Consider the following 17,957-nt stretch of genomic DNA (forward strand, 5'->3'; position numbering starts at 1 on the left):
TATTAATAATTAGGGTTTTGTGTAAGGTTTGGATCTTTCCCAATTTCTGCAGCAGGAATTGGCCACAGGTAATGCTTGCTGGCTTCAAAAGTTCTTAATTGAGCTCTTATATATCCATTATCAATGGAAGGATCTTCAAATTTTGCTCCATGCGCCCAACCATTCAACACGCTTTCAGCTATCTTCCATCTCCTGATATCATAAATACGTGAATCTTCAAGAACCAGTTCACTTCTTCTTTCATTACGTATGATTGCTGTCATATCTCCCGTGGTAGGATAAGATAATGCAGCAGGATCAGTGAAGCCGGCACGCTGGCGGATAGGCCTGATGGTCTTATCCCACACTTCCTGTGTCATTTGACCTAAAGCATTCTTTGCTTCAGCATACATTAATAATACATCTGCATAACGGATCAGTATTAGGTTTAATCCGGAATTAAATCCGCCCGTTGCTGTTGGATCATAATATTTCTTCCAGTAATACCCAGTAGCTGTTCCCTGTCCTGATGGCTTATATTCATTTTTCCTTGCAGGGTCAGGATCTGTTCCAGGCTTAATGTAGATCGTTTGTGTACTTCCATTTGGGTTTTTCCATGTAGCACCATGGTAAATGATGGTTGAGGTAAGACGTGGGTCTCTTCCTGCATAAGGGTTAGACTCATCATAACCGGAACCTGGTTCATTGATCTTCTTGCCATTTAACATTACATAACTGTCCACAAGCTCCTGGGTTGGCGCCAGGTTGTTTCCACGAGCACCAGCAGATATTGGCGCAAAGTCTATATACTCGCCCCATGTACGCAGGTTAGGCACATATTGCAGATCGAGTATCACTTCGCTGTTATACTCATTAGTTGGACTGAAGATGTCATCATATTTCGACACTAAACTATAGCTTCCATTGGCAGCCTGGTTATTGATTAAATCTTCGCAAATTGCAGCCACTTCAGCCATCCTGTTTCCTTCATAAAGTAGCACTCTGGCTTTTAATGCCTTGGCCGCTCCTTTAGTAATTCTTCCCCTATCGGCATTGCTATACTGATCACGAGTGGGAAGGGCTGTGGCAGCGGCATCCAGTTCTGAAAGAATGAATTCCAGAACTTCGGCACGTGGAGTCCGTGCAATGTTCTTTGCCTCCTCGATGGAAACATCCTTTTTAAGTAAAGGAATATCGCCCCACCATGTCATTAATTTAAAATTGTGAAACGCCCGGATAAAACGAACTTCAGCCTTCATCCTTTCCTTAACAGCTGGTGCCAGTGTTGTATTCTTATCCACGTTGTCAAGGAAAATATTAGCCGCTTTAATGCCCGTATAATAATAATCCCATTCATTAATAAAACGAGCAAGTGTAGGAGTAAAATTTCCACTTGCTATGGCATCCGGAAACCCGGCACTTATTCCTAATCTTGTATAGGCATTATCGCTTAAAGCTTCATTATAGAAGTAAAGCTGGCTGTTATACATCCTGTTGTATACATTATTTAATGCGTTGTTCACATTTTCATCCGATGTCCAGAAGTTTAGCTCTGTAAACCGGTCTGTAGGGGCAAGATCCATTTTCTTACATCCGGCAGATAGTACCACCAGGAATAAGAAAGTGAAGGATCTATTGAAATATTTAAAAAACATACCTAGAATATTTTAAAATTAAAATGTTATATCTAAACCAACACCATAGAATACCGGCAATGGATAAGCGCGGCCACTGTTAGCACCAGAACCCATGCTTGTATTATTACCAAACTCTGTATTTTCCGGATCAATGAATGTAAGTCCACTCAAAGTATAAATGTTTTGTGCTGTCACATATAGCCTTGCATTTTGAATATGCGCTTTGCCTGCAAGATCTTTTGGCAAAGAATAACCTAATTGAACGTTTTTCACACGGGCATAGGCTGCATTGAACAGGTATATATCAGAACCGGTCCTGTAATTGTTTTGATTAGAAGGGCTACCTGCTTCTGCCAGGCGTGGCCATTTTGCGTCCGGATTGGTAGGAGTCCAGTAATCAGTCTGATGTGTATATAAAGTTCCGGAGTATCCTACGTGGAAAGGCTCCACCAATTCACCCCTGATCATCAGGTCTCTTCTGCCAACTCCCTGAATGAATACCTGAGCGTCAAAACCTTTAACTGCAACTGAATAGGTAAATCCAAACGTATACCTCGGGAAAGGATTACCAAGAATGTACTTATCCTGGTCATCTATTACACCGTCACCATTCTTATCCTTGAATTTGATATCTCCCGGAACAACAGTAGCATTCGCTGGCTTTGCAAAATTCTTAATATCATCAATCGTTTGAAAATAACCGTCTCTTTTATAGCCCTGATATACCGTTATAGGTAAGCCTACCCTACGCACAAATTCAAATTCTTCCTTACGTAGAACCTGTTCTTTTGCACCAAATGTGTAGTCTACAAGTTCATTTAGATTATCAGCCAGGTTGGCGCTGAAAGTATGGGTAAACAGTTTACCCTGCAGTTTGTAAGAAGCTGCAATCTCCCATCCTTTGTTTCTGACCTTTGCAGCATTGTAATCAGGAAACCCTGCACCAAAAATTTCTGGCACATCGTCTCTGCCCACAAGAATGTCAGATGTTGTTTTATCAAAATAATCAAGTGAAAGGTTCAATTTTCTATTCAACAGGTTTGCATCCACTCCGACATTGAATGTTGCGGCCTTTTCCCATGTGATCTCTGGATTACCTAAAGAAAAACCTGAACCACCAACTATGACGTTATCAAAACCATAAGCATTGGAATAGTTGAAATAGGAAGTCTGGTATTGGTAAGCACCAACATTTTGATTACCGAGAATACCATAGGAAGCCCTTAGTTTCAGATCACCTATATTGTTTTTAAAATTCTCAAGGAAACCCTCTTCCGTCATTCTCCAGGCTGCACTGGCAGAAGGGAAAAAGCCCCATCTTCCTGCTTTTGGAAAATTAGATGATCCGTCATACCTAAAGGAGAATTCAGCAAAGTACTTATCCTGGAAAGAATAGCCCAACCGACCCAGCAATGAATTGAGGCTGGACTCTGAAGTTCTTTGATTGGAATTACTTGAATTAGGATCCACCACAGTTCCGGTAGTCGGGATTCCCCAAACAGGGTCAGTTAATGTTTTCCGGATATTATTACCTTCTCCTTTATAAGATTCATTAGTTCCACCCACCAACAGGTTCAAGCTATGCTGATTAAATTTCTTTTTGTATTCAGCAATCAGTTGTGTATTTGTCAGTAAGGATTTGCTATTATCATCAAATACTTCCCTATCCTGTCCATAACTGCCACCAGGGAAAAAAGACAATTGCTTTCTCCTGCCAAAAGCATGGTCAGTTCTCATGGTACCACCAAATACACCCCTTAACTTCAGATCAGGAGTAAAGGAATATTCGCCGGTAAAACTTCCAAACACTTCATCATTATCATACTTTCTATAACCACCATTTTCCAAAACAGCTTTCGGATTGAATTCTGCGGATACCGCATTAGTAAGGTATCGACCTAGGCTATCCTGGAAACTATATAACAAAGGCACCCTTGAAGCATCAATGATCAAGGTAGAAGCATTGGAGGAATGGTCTTTGCCATCTGATTTCACATAACTTAATATGGTACTAAGCCTGAATTTACCAATGTCAGTTGTCTGATTCAACCTGAAATTGTATCGTTTCCATCCATAATCAGGACCAATAAAATTATTCTCCTGGTCCATGTATCCAAAACTTACCAGGTAAGTGTTAAACTCCCCACCGCCTTTGATACTTAGGTTATGAGTTTGCTGAGCAGCATTTTGCAAAATGGTAGACAGCCTCCAATCGCCATCACCTGCTGCAGCAATTTTCTGAATATCAGAGGGGGAGTAAACCGGTTGACGCCCTGAATTTACAAGTGATTCATTTTTATAATAAGCATTCTCCCAGGCATGCACCGGTTGTGCTGCTATTTTAGGAGAAGTAATGCCATAAATTCCATTATAGGAAAGAGATGGCTTTTCGTTCTTCCTTCCTTTTTTAGTAGTAATCAACAAAACCCCATTAGCAGCCCTTGACCCATAAATAGCGGCAGAGCCTGCATCTTTCAAAACAGAAACACTTTCTATATCGTTCGGGTTTAAAAGGTTGATATCACCTCCTACTATTCCATCTATAACAATCAATGGGTCATTATTACCCAAAGTACCCAAACCCCGAATATTAATATTCAAACCCTGGCCTGGTTCAAAATTGCGTTGCTGGATAATAAGGTTTGGCGATACCCCCTGTAAGGCCTGGCTTACATTAGCCACCGGTTTACCTTCCAGGACATCGGCACTTATCTTATCAACAGCGCCTGTTAAGGACACTTTTCTTTGAGTGGCATAACCTACCACTACAACCTCGTTGAGGCTGTTACTTGCTGGCTGCAATTGCACATCAACCCGTGTACCTGTTATACCCACCTCTTTTGGAGCATACCCTACAAAGGTGAAAACCAGGACACCTTTTGTTGTTGGTACAGAAAGGGAAAAGTTTCCCGATTCATCTGTAACAGTAGCGTTTGCGGCATTCTTTAATTGCACCGTTACACCAGCAACTGGTTTGCTGTTCTCATCCCTTACCTGGCCATTTATAACAGCCTGGGCAAAAGCTGAATTAGTAAAAAATTGAAATAATAAGAATAGCCCCAATACCCGTAACGGGATAATGGACATCCTGTAAAAACCGGGAAGTTTGCCGCCATGCGGCTTGTCAATATTCATATGCGTGCTTGTTTTAGTTCTTTAGTGGTTGAAGCCAACCTCATACTTTCTTAAGACAATACTTATTAGTACAAGACCTGCTTATTGTAATGTCACCTTAAAAAGGTGTGACTGCTATACTTTATTAAAAAATTTTACAGTAAATAGTGAATACCGTACGTAAAGCCTGGTAAATGGTTTATGTATCTCTTTAGTTTAGATAAACACTTGAATTATCCACGAGATATTTTGTGAACAAATGCAGGCTGAATGGATTCATGCTCTTGCTGGCAAAAGCTGGCAGCTCCCATCAAGGCAGCGCTTTCACCAAGTACTGAATGCCTCACTTGAACTTGTATATTTTCTGAAGTCAATAATTTTTCTAATTCCCCTATAAATAGATCATAAGCTTTAGCAATGCTGCCACCCAGGATCAATACATTCCTGCTTTCTGCGACCATAAAAGGTTTTATAAACGTTGCAAGGTTATTACCAAATTCTTTAAATATGGCTTGAACACAGCCTTCAGTATCTTTCAATTGAACCAGTTCTTTTACATTTTCCAACTTCCTGCCGCTATATTCAAAAAAACGCTTCATAAACCACCTGCTTGACAGGTAATCCTCAGCAATTCCATCTTTAAAAGAGTAGCACCATAAATCTGCATCTTCAGACGTCATATTTACTGCCCTGGCAGCACCTAGACCTGTCCCTAATGTCAACCCCATTACCCTGTCATTACTACCGGCAACTCCATGAAAAATTTCGCCCTGAAGGAAACATGCAGCATCATTGGCAATACTTATATCTCCCGCATTTATTTGAAGCCTGCTTGCCATTTGAACTTTTACATTTATTCCATACAGATTATCAAACTTGTCCTGGTTCTTTAATAATGCCACTCCTTTCTTATAATCAAAAGGACCTGGCATAGCCATTCCTATTTTAGCAGGTTTCATATTGAAAGACTGAAAGCAATCCCTTATCACATTGCACCAGGTAGTGAAAATATTGGCTGCACTATCTTTTGAATTTACAGCCACTCTTTGTAATGAATTATTAAGTATAACTCTTCGTTGAACATCAACAAGGGCTGCTGTTATATGTGTACCTCCTATATCGACGCCTGCTATAATTGAATCCATCATCACTAGTTTTTATTTCCTTGCAGCAACTATTGTTGTTAATAATTGGCCACCAGGGTACATATTATTAGTCACATTACGACCTTGTAACCACCATATTAAACTCAACATCTCTTCCTGATATTAATCAGGTAAATAAAAAGCCTCCTGTGAAAACAGGAGGCGACACTGCTTATGAGAAACGATTGCTATACTATATTTGAACAATTAGTTCATCTACTTTACTTTGTCACTTAGCACAATTCAAACCGCTACTTTTAGCAAAATAATTATTTCATTTTTACTAGCCTGGCTACAAATCCTCCACCCTTAGCCAGGAGAATGGGAAGTATGGAATTCCTGGTTACATTCATTTCTTCAAATGTATAATCCTTAGCATTTTGATTGGCATTTGGACCATCCTTCCAAAGTTTCATTTTCCACTTCCCTTTGGGTAGAAATTTCAGGTTAATATCAGATGTATACCCTGACCAGTCAGCCATGGCTCCAATATACCAATCCCCGTTTTTTGCTTCTCTGGCAATTGCCAGATAATCCCCGATTTTGCCTTCCAGGGGAACAGTAGATTTCCATTCAACAGGCACAGATTTTAGAAATTCCATGCACTCAGGTTCTTTATTATAATGTGTTGGAATATCACATAACATTTGCAGAGGGCTTTCAAAAACTACATACATGGCCATTTGATTACACCTGGTACCAAGGGTCATTGGTTCCGAGGGTATAACTGCAAAATCATTTTTCTGAGCATTATACATTCCTCCCGGCGTAAAATCCATCGGACCGGCAGCCATCCTTATAAAAGGAATAGTTAGTGTGTGATCAGGATCTACCAGGTTGCTGAATTTGCTCATTTCATTCCCCAGCACACCTTCTGATGTCAGCACATTAGGATATGTGCGTAAAAATCCAGTGGGTTTACAGGCACCATGAAAATCGACCAGGAGTTTCCTTGCTGATGCAGACCTGGCAACCTTTTCGTAATATTCCATCATCTGCTGGTCATCACGTTGCATAAAGTCAACCTTAATCCCTTTAATCCCCCATTTGGAAAACATATCTAAAGCAGTATCTAATTGCCTGTCCAGCACCAGCCAGCTTGTCCAAAGTAATAAGCCAACATTTTTACTCCTTGCATAATCTGCCAACACAGCTACATCTATGCCGGGTGATTGAGCCATCAGGTCTTTGGTATCACACCAGCCTTCATCCAAAAGCACATATTCTATTCCATTTTTTGACGCAAAATCTATATAATACTTATAGGTATCGTTGTTGATGCCCGCCTTAAAATTCACACCATATACATTATTGTAATGCCACCAGTCCCATTGCACTTTACCAGGCTTCACCCAACTATAATCTCCAGTAGAAGGTCGGGCCAGTTGGTACACGAGCTGGTTTGTCAGCAGTTCCTGGTCTTTCCTTTCTATCATCAGTATTCTCCATGGTAATGATCCGTTTACTGAACGTTTAGCAATGAAATCTTCTCTTGAGATGACCTTCTCGTCCCTGTCACCCGAAATCATTTTTTCCTTTGGGTAATGAGGAAATACGGCATGCACGCCACCGGAGATATTTCCATTTAACCACATGCCTGCATAATTAAACAAGCCTGCTTCATTGATCAACAATTTGCTGCCATTTATATCAAATAATGCTGGCAGGCTTGCCAATTTCTGATCAATGCTGTCTGTTGAATAATTATGGTATTTGCGTTCATTGTGTGAATAAAATCCATCTTCCTCAGGATAAAAGGCCCTTGAACCCTTTGGAAAGTTAAAACCTGCTTCTTCTGCAATCACTTTATACCCCCCGGCTTTATTTACAGACCATTGCCAGGCAACTCCATTATCAAATGCCCGCCATTCCAATGACAATCCGTTTGTAAATACAATACGTAAAGCATTATAACGATTGCGTATCCTATCAGTCTTTTGAAATACAACCGGTACAAGTGTTTCCTCCTTTTCGTAACGTGAAACCTTAGCTACTTTCCAGCCTGTTTTTTTCATTTGGTCAGTTACGAAAGAAACCCTCGAAATATTTACCAAAGGTTTATTATCCAGCTCCACGCTATAACTTACCGAGTCATTAATTCCTAAATGAACTACAATGGACTTATCAGGAGATGTAAGTTCAAATGAGTGTTGCGCTTGTAATTGAGTGACCAATAACAGCGCTATGACAGTTTTTAGTACTTTCTGCAAACCAATAAAGTTTTTATATTAGGCCATGCCATTAAGCAAGCAAATGCTTTTTCTGATGATAAGTTTTTAGTAATAATTCACCAAACAAAGTATTCGCCCAGGCAAACCAGGTTCTTGTGAATTTCTTCGGATCGTCCTTATGGAAAGATTCATGCATAAAGCCCGTACCGCCATGTGTCTTCCGTAAAGTTTCAATACAGTCCCTTATCTCTTTTTCATTACTGCTGGTAAGTGCCCGCATGGTGATACCCAATGGCCAGATCATATCCTGGCCTACGTGTGGACCTCCAATTCCTTCCGCAGCAGTTCCCTTAAAAAAGAATGGGTTGCTTTGGGAAAGTACCAGTTTCCTTGTATTTTGATAAATGGGGTCAGTGCTTTTTACGGCATCCAGGTATGGAAGTGACAATAAACTTGGCACATTGGCATCATCCATCAGGTTATAACTTCCAAATCCATTGATTTCGTAAGCATATACCTTTCCATATATTTTATGCTGCACAATGGCATGGTCATGTATAGCTTTCTCCACTTCAGTTGCAAGCGCTCTCAATTGTTGTGCAGAGGCCGCATCTTTAGATATACTGTTCAACATTTCCGCAGCTTGCCTCAGGCTTACTACCGCAAAAAAGTTGGAGGGTATTAAGAAAGAAAACACTGTGGCATCATCACTGGGCCTGAATGCGGAACAAATTAAACCTACAGGTTTTACCGGGTATCCATAACCATTCATTGGCAAAGTATCTGTAGCAAATTGGGTGGTCCGCTGGAAATGGTATGAGCCGTGATTCTCTTTTCGTTGCTGATCTTTGAAAACCTTATAGGTAGTCAAAACGGCTTCCTTCCAATCATTGTTAAAAGGCGAACTATCACCTGTTTCCTTCCAGTAATGATAGGCCAGGCGTATAGGATAGCATAAAGAATCTATTTCCCATTTGCGTTCATGCACCCCCGGCTTCATATCTGTATGGTCCGAGGTCCATTCACCCTTCTTATTTTCATCATGATAAAAAGCGTTGGCATAGGGATCTTTTAATACATATTTAGTTTGCCTGTTGATCACGCCTGCTATCAATTGTTGCAAAGGTTTATCTTCCTTAATGAGTTGCAGGTAAGGAAATACCTGGGCACTGCTGTCCCTGAGCCACATGGCATCAATATCACCCGTGATCACATACGTATCAGGCCTGCCATCTTTTATTTCATGAAAAACCGTTGTATCTAGCGTATTAGGAAATGCATTTTCAAACAGCCAACCCAACTCTTTGTTTTTCACACCAGCTTTAAAATTGACAATAGCTTTTTCCACTGCCTTGCTGTTGAATTTCCTGTTAGCAAGTGGAGTTCTTACAACCGGGAATTCCATCCCCGCACCAAAAGCAGAAAATTTAGAAAACATCAACCCGGTGCCAGCCAGGCCCGTAGTTTTTATAAAGGAACGTCTTTGCATAATGGAGTATGTTTTATCAAATAGCCCAAATTATTAAAAAGAAAGCAGTATAGCCAACTATTCACTCACCGGGCATACTGAGTATAGTCACTTCAGTAAGGCTATACCCTACCTGGTCCAGAACATTTCCTAAAAACTTTCTCTCACCTTTTAAATGGCAATTATTTTGTTTCAATGACTATCTCTGCGCCATTTTTGATGGCATCATGGTCTATAAAATACCCCTGTAGATCTGTTTTGTTAATGGTAATTGATTTCAAATTCCTGCCCGGGCCCACCTTTTTTATATGGAGGACTTTACCATTATCCAGCGTCCATTTAATATCGTCAAATAAAGGAACCGTTACAATATAATGAGCGTCTGCAGGAGAAAATGGATACAGCCCCAATGCACTGAATACATACCAGGAGGACATTTCTCCGGCATCATCCATACCGCAAAGAGCAAGGCCTTCAGGACCTATACCATATAAACTATCCAAAATATAATCTATGATCTTTTGAGATTTTTCAGGTTTGCCAATAAAATGATAGGCAAAGGGTGCTTCATGATCCGGCTGGTTGCCATGGCAATATTGACCTATCATGGTTTCTACATTTCGGGCTATGTAATTTGGATTCCATGGAACAGAGTATAAAGAATCCAGCTTTGACTCAAAACCCCTTTCACCACCATACAGATTGATCAGTCCTTTCATATCATGCGGAGCAAAGAAGGATACCTGCCAGGCATTTGCTTCGCGATACATGTATTCATAATAAGGATATTGCGGATTAAAGTTTTTTATCCAGTCTCCATTTTCCAGCCTTCCCCTCATAAACCTGGTGGAAGGATCAAACATATTCTTATAGTAAGTTGACCTGGCCATAAGTTTCCTGTAGTTGGCAGTATCCCCCAATTTCCTGGCCAGTTGTGCCAGGGCATAATCATCATATGCATATTCTAGTGTTTTTGAAACGCCAGCCCTGGCTTTGGTCTCAACATTTGGATTAGCCACATCAGGATCTGAAATAAAGCCTTTAGCCATGTATTCCTCCAGGTATGGACGACTTGGTCCCGGTACATAAGCATTACGAAGCAACAATTCATAGGCACCCTTTACATCAAAATTGTGAATGCCCCGGAGGTAAGACCCCGCAATAAAAGAAGCTGCATGATCACCATGAAAGAAGGTGGGAATAAACCCTGTTTTATCTCCCATGTCTTTTAATGACTGGATAACATCTGCTGTAACCTTGGGAGAAATTATGGCCAGTAACACCAGTTTATTCCTGTACGTATCCCAAAGAGAAGGAACTGTATAATAATTAAAGCTTGCTTTAACAACCTGCTTTTTTTCATCGAGGTACTCCCCATTAACATCACTTCTCAAGGCAGGCCATAAAAAAGATCTGTAAAAGGATGAATAAAATAATTGCCTCTGCCTTTCATTGCCACCCTGCACCTGCACTTTTGACAACTGGTTTTCCCATATCCTGTTGGCTTCAGATCTAACTTCTTCAAAAGTTTTATTCGCGATCTCTGCCCCAAGGTTCTGCCTGGCATTGGCAACACTTACAAAGGATAATGCAATTTTCACTTCCACCGGATCTGTACTACCATCTTTTAAGTATAAAATAGCCTTCCCTTTTTTCGAACCTTCCTCCTGTTTATCCAGCCTATCAATGGCATTGTTAAGTGTCGCATAAAAAAAGATCTTTTCTCCCCTGGTTTCCTGGAACCCTTGCACAGCTGTTGGTCCATCCTGGTCTATCTTCCAGTAAATGACACCATTATTGGCATGGGCCAGATCGAACAAAATGCGCCTATTGGATTTATTTTTAAAGTTATACTGGTGGTATCCGCAACGTAATGAAGAAGTCAGTCTCACATCAACATCAAAGTCCGCCAGGTACACCTCGTAATATCCCGGAGAGGCCTTTTCCCTGGCATGTGAAAAAGCAGACGCATACCTGGATGTTGTATCTGAAACTCCCGATATAGGCAATAAGGGTATGTTACAAAGGTTCCAGTGCCCTTTATTGGTATGCGTAAAACCATAAATAAGCGAATCTTCATATTCATACCCTGCACCGGATCCATATTCAGTAATGGGACTTAATTGCACCATTGCATTTGGAAGTGAACTTCCAGGGAAAACCAATCCTGCCCATGACCTCCAGCCATCAGGAAGTGTATATCCCAAAATCCTTGGGTCTGTCATAGGGGCTGTACCAATTAATGGATTTACATATTGTGTATAAGATGAAGTACTACTACTTCCCCGCGGTGTTACTGATTTACAGGAAGTAAATGCAATGGCGAGCAGTAAAGGAGATAATGCCTTTATAATATTCATTGTCTGGTATGATTAGATAAAAAGTTCATTAACTGTATAGTCACCCGGCAGAGACCAAACCGCATATCATACCCCAACTTTATTTAAGAAAAGGCTAAAAACAGAGAAGCCTATTCTTCTTATCACCGGGGGCATGAAAATGCGCTTAAATTTGACAATATTTTCTAATTCCTTTATTGGTTGCTGTTACATGAATAGGATCGCCCTGCCACAGGGGTTGTACTTTTAATATAAGATATGGCAGCTATCCCTTCTTCTCAAAAATTAAACAGGTCATTCCGGTTGGCTGTTGGATGTCTGTTTTTCCTCCAGGGGCTTTGCTTTGCCACATGGGCATCACGCATACCAAGCATACAGCAACATCTGGATCTTTCTGATGCTTTACTTGGAATGGTATTATTTGCACTTCCTGCCGGATCCATGATAGCATTGCCATTGTCCGGATGGTTGGTTACAAGGTATGGCAGCAAAAGAATAGCCTCTATAGCGTTGTTATTATATACATCAAGCCTGGTCCTATTGGGTTTTGCTGACAGTACAGGTTTTTTAATTGGAGATCTCCTTCTTTTTGGAATGGCGGGCAACATTTCTAATATAGCCATTAATACTCAGGCTGTAGGCGTTGAAGTAAGGTATGGCCGAAGTATCATGGCTTCTTTTCATGGTTTCTGGAGCTTTGCAGGATTCACTGCTGCAGGCATTGGAACGGTTATGATAGGTAATGGGATCTTGCCATTGCAGCATTTTACCATTATTATGGTTGTTATCATAGCAGGCATAGCAATTTGTTCCAGGTACCTGCTGCCAAACGAAACCAGTCCTGGTCAAACCCCACGGCTTTTCGCAAAGCCAGACAAAACTCTTTGGAAGCTAGGAATCATAGCCTTCTGCTGTATGATCTGCGAAGGCGCCATGTTTGACTGGAGCGGGATCTATTTTAGAAAAGTAGTTATGGCTGATAAAAACTGGATAGGCGCTGGTTATACTGCCTTTATGTGCACGATGGCAACGGGAAGATTCCTTGCTGATAAATTGGTAAGCAGGTTAGGTTTTAATAAAACCATACAGCTAAGCGGTCTCCTGATAGCTACCGGCCTTTCAGTAGCCATTCTTTTTCCATATGTGCCCACCGCTATCATTGGATTTTTTATTGTTGGCTTTGGTGTCTCTTCGGTAGTTCCGCTGGTTTATAGCCAGGCTGGCAGATCCACCACCATTTCTCCAGGTATGGCATTAGCTGCAGTATCCAGCATTGGTTTTTTTGGATTCTTAATTGGGCCCCCAATGATTGGTTTAGTGGCAGGATTATCCAGCCTGCGCATATCTTTTCTAATTATCGCCGTTATTGGAATCATCGTAGTGCTGATAGCAGACAATTCCTTATATAAACGCATAAGGGTAAAATTCCAAAGGAAAAAACAAGAGGTTTATAATTGAGACTGTATAATAAGCAGCGAAAAATTCTATTGGGATTTTAGTCCTGTTTTACAGTGTCTGTGTTTTGCTCCAGGATGTCAATTAAGACTTTAGCAGAATCCTTTTCAGCGTTTACAAGATCCTGGAGACTGATTTTATCCAAAACCTGGTCAATACTGAATTGAACCATTTGCCAGAGTGAACGGGCGGAGCAATCAATGGAGTGAGTACAGATCTTAAGCGTACCCGCATGTGATGAGCAAAATGTAGGATCAAAAAGCGACCCACCCAGTGCTTTAAGCACTTTATTGATATTTATCTCGCTGGCAGGTACAGCAAGAATATAGCCTCCTTTATAACCTGGAGTACTATTAATAAAACCTTCCATACGCAATATACGCGTGAGCTTGGCAACGTATGGAGGGGTCAGCCCTTCAGCTTCACTCAATTGCGGAATACTCATGCCTGTATCATCCTTGCAACAGGCAATGCGTATCAGCAAGCGCAAACCATATTCTTCCTGAGCTGTTATTTTCATTGATAAATGATTCTTCTGTTTGAATAATTCTTGTATCCCTTCTGTTATAAAAATCCAAGTTCTAATTGTGCTGCTTCCGACATCATGCTTTTGTCCCATGGCGGATCCCATGTTACGGCCACATGAACATCATTTATTCCTTCAATTTGCCTCACCTTCTGATCTACTTCCACTGGAAGTGATTGAGCAGCAGGGCAGCCGGGTGCTGTTAATGTCATCACGATCTGCACATTATTTATGGGCAACACCGAGACTTCATAGATCAGGCCCAGCTCATATATATTAACAGGTATCTCCGGATCATAGATCGTTTGAATACACTCAATTACTTTTTCTTTTAATTCTTCAGTGTTCATCATCATTTACTATTGCGGCGTTTTGATCTTAAAGGCCAATGCATAATTCTTCATTTGTTTCACCATTGAAAGCAAACCATTGGATCTTGTCTGCGCCAAATGAGACATCATACCAATCTCCCTGATAAAATCAAGCTTAGCCTCCACTATTTCATCAGGTGTGTGACCTGACAATACTCTTATCAACATACTGATCAAACCTTTCACTATTACAGCATCACTATCTGCCCTGAACCAAATTTTTCCCTCCTTATAATCTGCTACCAGGTAAACTGTAGACTGGCATCCTCTTACCTTATTCTCATCAACTTTATATTCAGCTTCTAAGGGCTCCAACTTTTTTCCCAGATCTATTATATACTCATACTTTTCATCCCAGGAATCAAATAATGAAAACTCTTCCACAATTTCCGATTCTACCTCTTCTATGTTTTTTACCTCACTCATGCTTATGACAACATTTTGATGGCTTTATGCAAACCCTTTACCAGTATATCAATTTCTTCCTTTGTATTATATACTGCAAATGAAGCCCTGATAGTTCCGGGGATCCCGAAGATATTCATACACGGTTGTGTGCAATGATGACCAGTGCGTACCGCTATACCAGAATTATCCAGGAGAATACCGGCATCCTGCGGATGAATATTGTCAAGGACAAATGAGATCACGCTTACCTTTTCTTTTGCCTGTCCAATGATCTTCAGCTGGGGTATCATTTCCAGTTGCTTTGTGGCGTAAATCAACAATGCATTTTCATGTTCACGTATCTTTTGCTTTCCTACTCCATTAATAAATTCAAAAGCAGTTTTTAAAGCAACTACATCCGCTATGTTGGGCGTGCCCGCTTCAAATTTGTAGGGCAGATCATTATAGGTGGTCTTTTCAAAACTCACTTCTTTTATCATTTCCCCTCCACCTAAAAAAGGTGGCATTGATTCTAAAAGATGTTGCTTGCCATAAAGTACACCAGTTCCCGTTGGACCATATAATTTATGCCCCGAAAAAACAAAGAAATCACAATCCATGGCCTGCACGTCAATATCCAGGTGAACAGTGGACTGAGCTCCATCCACCACAACTATTGCACCTGCCTGGTGCGCCTTTTCAATAATATCTTTTACAGGGTTTACAGTACCCAGTGAATTGGAAACATGAACAATTGAAACCAGCTTTGTTTTTGGGCTGATCAATTCTTCAAATACATCCATCCTTAATTCTCCTGCTCCGTTAAAAGGAATCACCTTTAATACAGCGCCCTTTTCTTCACATAACATTTGCCAGGGAACAATATTAGAATGGTGTTCCATAGCAGAAATAATAATTTCATCCCCGGCTTTTATATTTTGCCTTCCCCAGGTATAGGCAACCAGGTTGATGCTTTCTGTGGCACCCCTTGTAAAAATGATCTGTTCTCTTGAAGGTGCATTAATAAACCTGGTTACAGCATCCCTTGTACTTTCAAAGGATGCCGTAGCCTCCTCTGCCAGTGTATGAATACCCCTGTGAATATTTGCATTGTAATTAGAATAATAATCCACCAGGGCATCGATAACAACCTGGGGCTTTTGCGTAGTAGCAGCATTATCCAGGTAAACCAATGGTTTACCTTTTACTTCACGGCTAAGTACAGGAAATTGTTTCCGGATACTATAAACGTCCAATTCTTCACGCAGGGCTACTGTGGTTATCATGCTATTAACTTTCTAATCTTTCGGAAATCAAATGATCTACATATGAGCGTATAGCGGCGGGCTTAATATGTTCCAGCACATCCATTGCAAAAGCATGGACAAGTAATGCTCTAGCCTTTTCTTCTCTTATGCCTCTTGAACGCAGGTAAAACATACCTTCTTCATCGAGTTGTCCAACAGTACAACCATGAGAGCACTTCACATCATCTGCAAATATTTCCAGCTGTGGCTTTGTGTTCACACTCGCGCCGTCTGAGAGCAGGATATTCTTGTTAGATTGGTAGGCATTTGTTTTTTGAGCTAAACGCTGCACCATTATCTTTCCATTGAAGATACCTGTTGCATTATCATCAATGATGCCTTTATAAAATTCATTACTAAAGCTGTGTGGGGTAACGTTATCTACCAGGGTATGGTTATCCACGTGTGTGTCCCCTCCTATAAAGTACAAACCATACAAATGAGTTTCACAATGTTCTGCTTCCAGTACCACATTAAGATTGTTCCTAACAATTCCTCCATTTAATGATATAGTTACTGTATGAACATAACTCTTACCGATTTGCCTTATATGCGTGGTGCTTACCTGGTTGGCATGAGAAGCGTCGTTCTGGATTTTATAATGCTCCAGCATGGCATCCTGCTCAACCACAATTTCCATCACTCCATTGGTAAAACTTTCACCGGTGCCAATAGTGTTAAACGTTTCAACTATTTGTGCGTTGGCATTACCTGCCAGGTATACCAGGCTACGTGGTTGCGAGAATATATTACCAGTTCTGGCATCTGTGATGTTATACAGGTATATAGGATGCTCCAATGTCTTTCCCTTACCCAAATAAATAAAAACACCACCATGTACAAAAGCTGTATTCAATGCATTGATACCATCTTTGAGGTAGTCGCTGCTATGTCCAAGATGCTCGGAAACAATATTGCTAAATTCTCCACGTGCAGCTACTTCCAGTGGTTGCACCTGCAAAGAGGCAGAACGTATGTTAGATAGTACTTCAGAAAACAAACCGTTCACAAATACCAGCTCGTTTGCTGCTTCATGGCCAGGCAGACGCAGTTCTTTGAGATCCTGTTCTGAAATGGAAGTAAGCTGAAGAGGAAAAGTATATTGTTTATTGAAAAGATTGCTGATACGGGTATATTTCCATTCCTCATTACGACCTAAAGGAATTCCTTTTTCATTGAAAGAATGAAATGCCTTTTGACGAAGCTCCTGCAGGTTACCATTACCTACCTGTGACTGCAGCTTATTAAAATGTTCTGTAAAAAAGTTATTAGTGTCCATTCCATTTATTAATTAAGTTCTTCCATGGCAGGAAATTCACTTTTGATAAAATCATACCCTCTTTCTTCCAGCTCATAGGCCAGTTCCTTAGGTCCTGATTTTACTATTTGTCCATTGTAGAGTACATGCACAAAATCTGGTACGATATAATCTAATAACCGCTGGTAGTGCGTTACAAGCAAAACAGCATTGTCTTTAGACCGTAAGGCATTTACACCATTTGATACAATGCGGATAGCATCGATATCAAGGCCGGAATCTGTTTCATCTAAAATTGCAAGCCGGGGTTCCAGCATTGCCATTTGGAAGATCTCGTTACGTTTCTTTTCTCCACCGGAAAAGCCTTCATTCAGCGAACGGCTTAATAATGTTTTTTCAATATTCACCAGGGCCATTTTTTCCTTCATCATCTTCAGGAAAGAAACAGCATCCAATGGCTGCTGTCCCCTGTATTTACGTACTTCATTCACCGAAGTTTTGATAAAGTGGGTAGTGCTCAATCCTGCTATTTCAATAGGATATTGAAAGGCAAGGAACAAACCTTCTCCGGCTCTTTTTTCAGGAGACAACTCTAAAAGATCCTTTCCTAAAAATTCAACTTTTCCCTGGGTTACTTCATATTCCGGGCGTCCCGCCAATACAGAAGCCAAAGTGCTTTTACCGGAACCATTTGGTCCCATAATAGCATGAACTTCTCCTGGCTTTATCTCCAGGTTAATGCCCTTTAATATCTTTTTGCCTTCTATACCTGCGTGCAAATTTTCAATGCTTAACATGTC

General features: G+C 40.7%; 13 protein-coding genes. 1 reads left to right on the top strand and 12 read right to left on the bottom strand.

Going from position 1 to position 17,957, the window contains the following annotated elements; genetic code table 11:
- Window positions 1-2: 2 nt before the first annotated feature.
- From BUA53_RS02485 to BUA53_RS02510, 6 genes are all read right to left on the bottom strand, one after another.
- Window positions 3-1,634 carry a RagB/SusD family nutrient uptake outer membrane protein gene (locus BUA53_RS02485; protein ID WP_072833676.1) on the bottom strand — a complete coding sequence of 544 codons (1,632 nt, stop codon included), beginning with the start codon at window positions 1,632-1,634 and terminating at the stop codon, window positions 3-5.
- 18 nt (window positions 1,635-1,652) lie between these two features.
- Entirely contained in the window at window positions 1,653-4,751 is a 3,099-nt protein-coding gene (locus BUA53_RS02490) for a SusC/RagA family TonB-linked outer membrane protein (protein WP_072833677.1), read from the bottom strand.
- A 212-nt stretch (window positions 4,752-4,963) separates the two neighbouring features.
- The gene (locus BUA53_RS02495; protein WP_072833678.1) at window positions 4,964-5,878 is read right to left on the bottom strand and encodes an ROK family protein; all 915 of its coding nucleotides are present in this window, start codon (window positions 5,876-5,878) and stop codon (window positions 4,964-4,966) included.
- 266 nt (window positions 5,879-6,144) lie between these two features.
- Window positions 6,145-8,085, bottom strand: coding sequence for a glycoside hydrolase family 97 protein (locus BUA53_RS02500; protein WP_245792995.1), 1,941 nt, complete (start codon window positions 8,083-8,085; stop codon window positions 6,145-6,147).
- A 31-nt stretch (window positions 8,086-8,116) separates the two neighbouring features.
- The gene (locus tag BUA53_RS02505; RefSeq protein ID WP_072833680.1) at window positions 8,117-9,535 is read right to left on the bottom strand and encodes a glycoside hydrolase family 125 protein; all 1,419 of its coding nucleotides are present in this window, start codon (window positions 9,533-9,535) and stop codon (window positions 8,117-8,119) included.
- A 161-nt stretch (window positions 9,536-9,696) separates the two neighbouring features.
- Window positions 9,697-11,874, bottom strand: a complete 2,178-nt coding sequence (locus tag BUA53_RS02510) for a GH92 family glycosyl hydrolase (protein WP_072833681.1) — start codon at window positions 11,872-11,874, stop codon at window positions 9,697-9,699.
- A 237-nt stretch (window positions 11,875-12,111) separates the two neighbouring features.
- Here BUA53_RS02510 and BUA53_RS02515 point away from each other — a divergent pair, with 237 nt between their 5' ends.
- Window positions 12,112-13,311: an MFS transporter gene (locus tag BUA53_RS02515; protein ID WP_084079765.1), complete on the top strand. Its 1,200-nt coding sequence runs from the start codon at window positions 12,112-12,114 to the stop codon at window positions 13,309-13,311.
- 37 nt (window positions 13,312-13,348) lie between these two features.
- Here BUA53_RS02515 and BUA53_RS02520 read toward each other — a convergent pair whose 3' ends face one another.
- The 6 genes from BUA53_RS02520 to sufC are packed head-to-tail and all read right to left on the bottom strand — an operon-like array spanning window position 13,349 to window position 17,954.
- Complete coding sequence (locus tag BUA53_RS02520) at window positions 13,349-13,828, bottom strand: RrF2 family transcriptional regulator (RefSeq protein ID WP_072833682.1); 480 nt, start codon at window positions 13,826-13,828, stop codon at window positions 13,349-13,351.
- 44 nt (window positions 13,829-13,872) lie between these two features.
- Window positions 13,873-14,190, bottom strand: coding sequence for an SUF system Fe-S cluster assembly protein (locus tag BUA53_RS02525; protein WP_245792996.1), 318 nt, complete (start codon window positions 14,188-14,190; stop codon window positions 13,873-13,875).
- 3 nt (window positions 14,191-14,193) lie between these two features.
- Window positions 14,194-14,631 carry a SufE family protein gene (locus BUA53_RS02530; protein WP_072833683.1) on the bottom strand — a complete coding sequence of 146 codons (438 nt, stop codon included), beginning with the start codon at window positions 14,629-14,631 and terminating at the stop codon, window positions 14,194-14,196.
- A gap of 2 nt (window positions 14,632-14,633) precedes the next feature.
- A complete protein-coding gene (locus BUA53_RS02535; protein ID WP_072833684.1) occupies window positions 14,634-15,878 on the bottom strand; it encodes a cysteine desulfurase in 1,245 nt (414 codons plus the stop codon).
- A 4-nt stretch (window positions 15,879-15,882) separates the two neighbouring features.
- Entirely contained in the window at window positions 15,883-17,178 is a 1,296-nt protein-coding gene (gene sufD / locus BUA53_RS02540; RefSeq protein ID WP_072833685.1) for a Fe-S cluster assembly protein SufD, read from the bottom strand.
- 8 nt (window positions 17,179-17,186) lie between these two features.
- Window positions 17,187-17,954, bottom strand: a complete 768-nt coding sequence (gene sufC / locus BUA53_RS02545; RefSeq protein WP_072833686.1) for a Fe-S cluster assembly ATPase SufC — start codon at window positions 17,952-17,954, stop codon at window positions 17,187-17,189.
- Window positions 17,955-17,957 lie beyond the last annotated feature (3 nt).

This window comes from Flavisolibacter ginsengisoli DSM 18119, assembly GCF_900129295.1.
In the GTDB taxonomy this organism is placed as follows: domain Bacteria; phylum Bacteroidota; class Bacteroidia; order Chitinophagales; family Chitinophagaceae; genus Flavisolibacter; species Flavisolibacter ginsengisoli.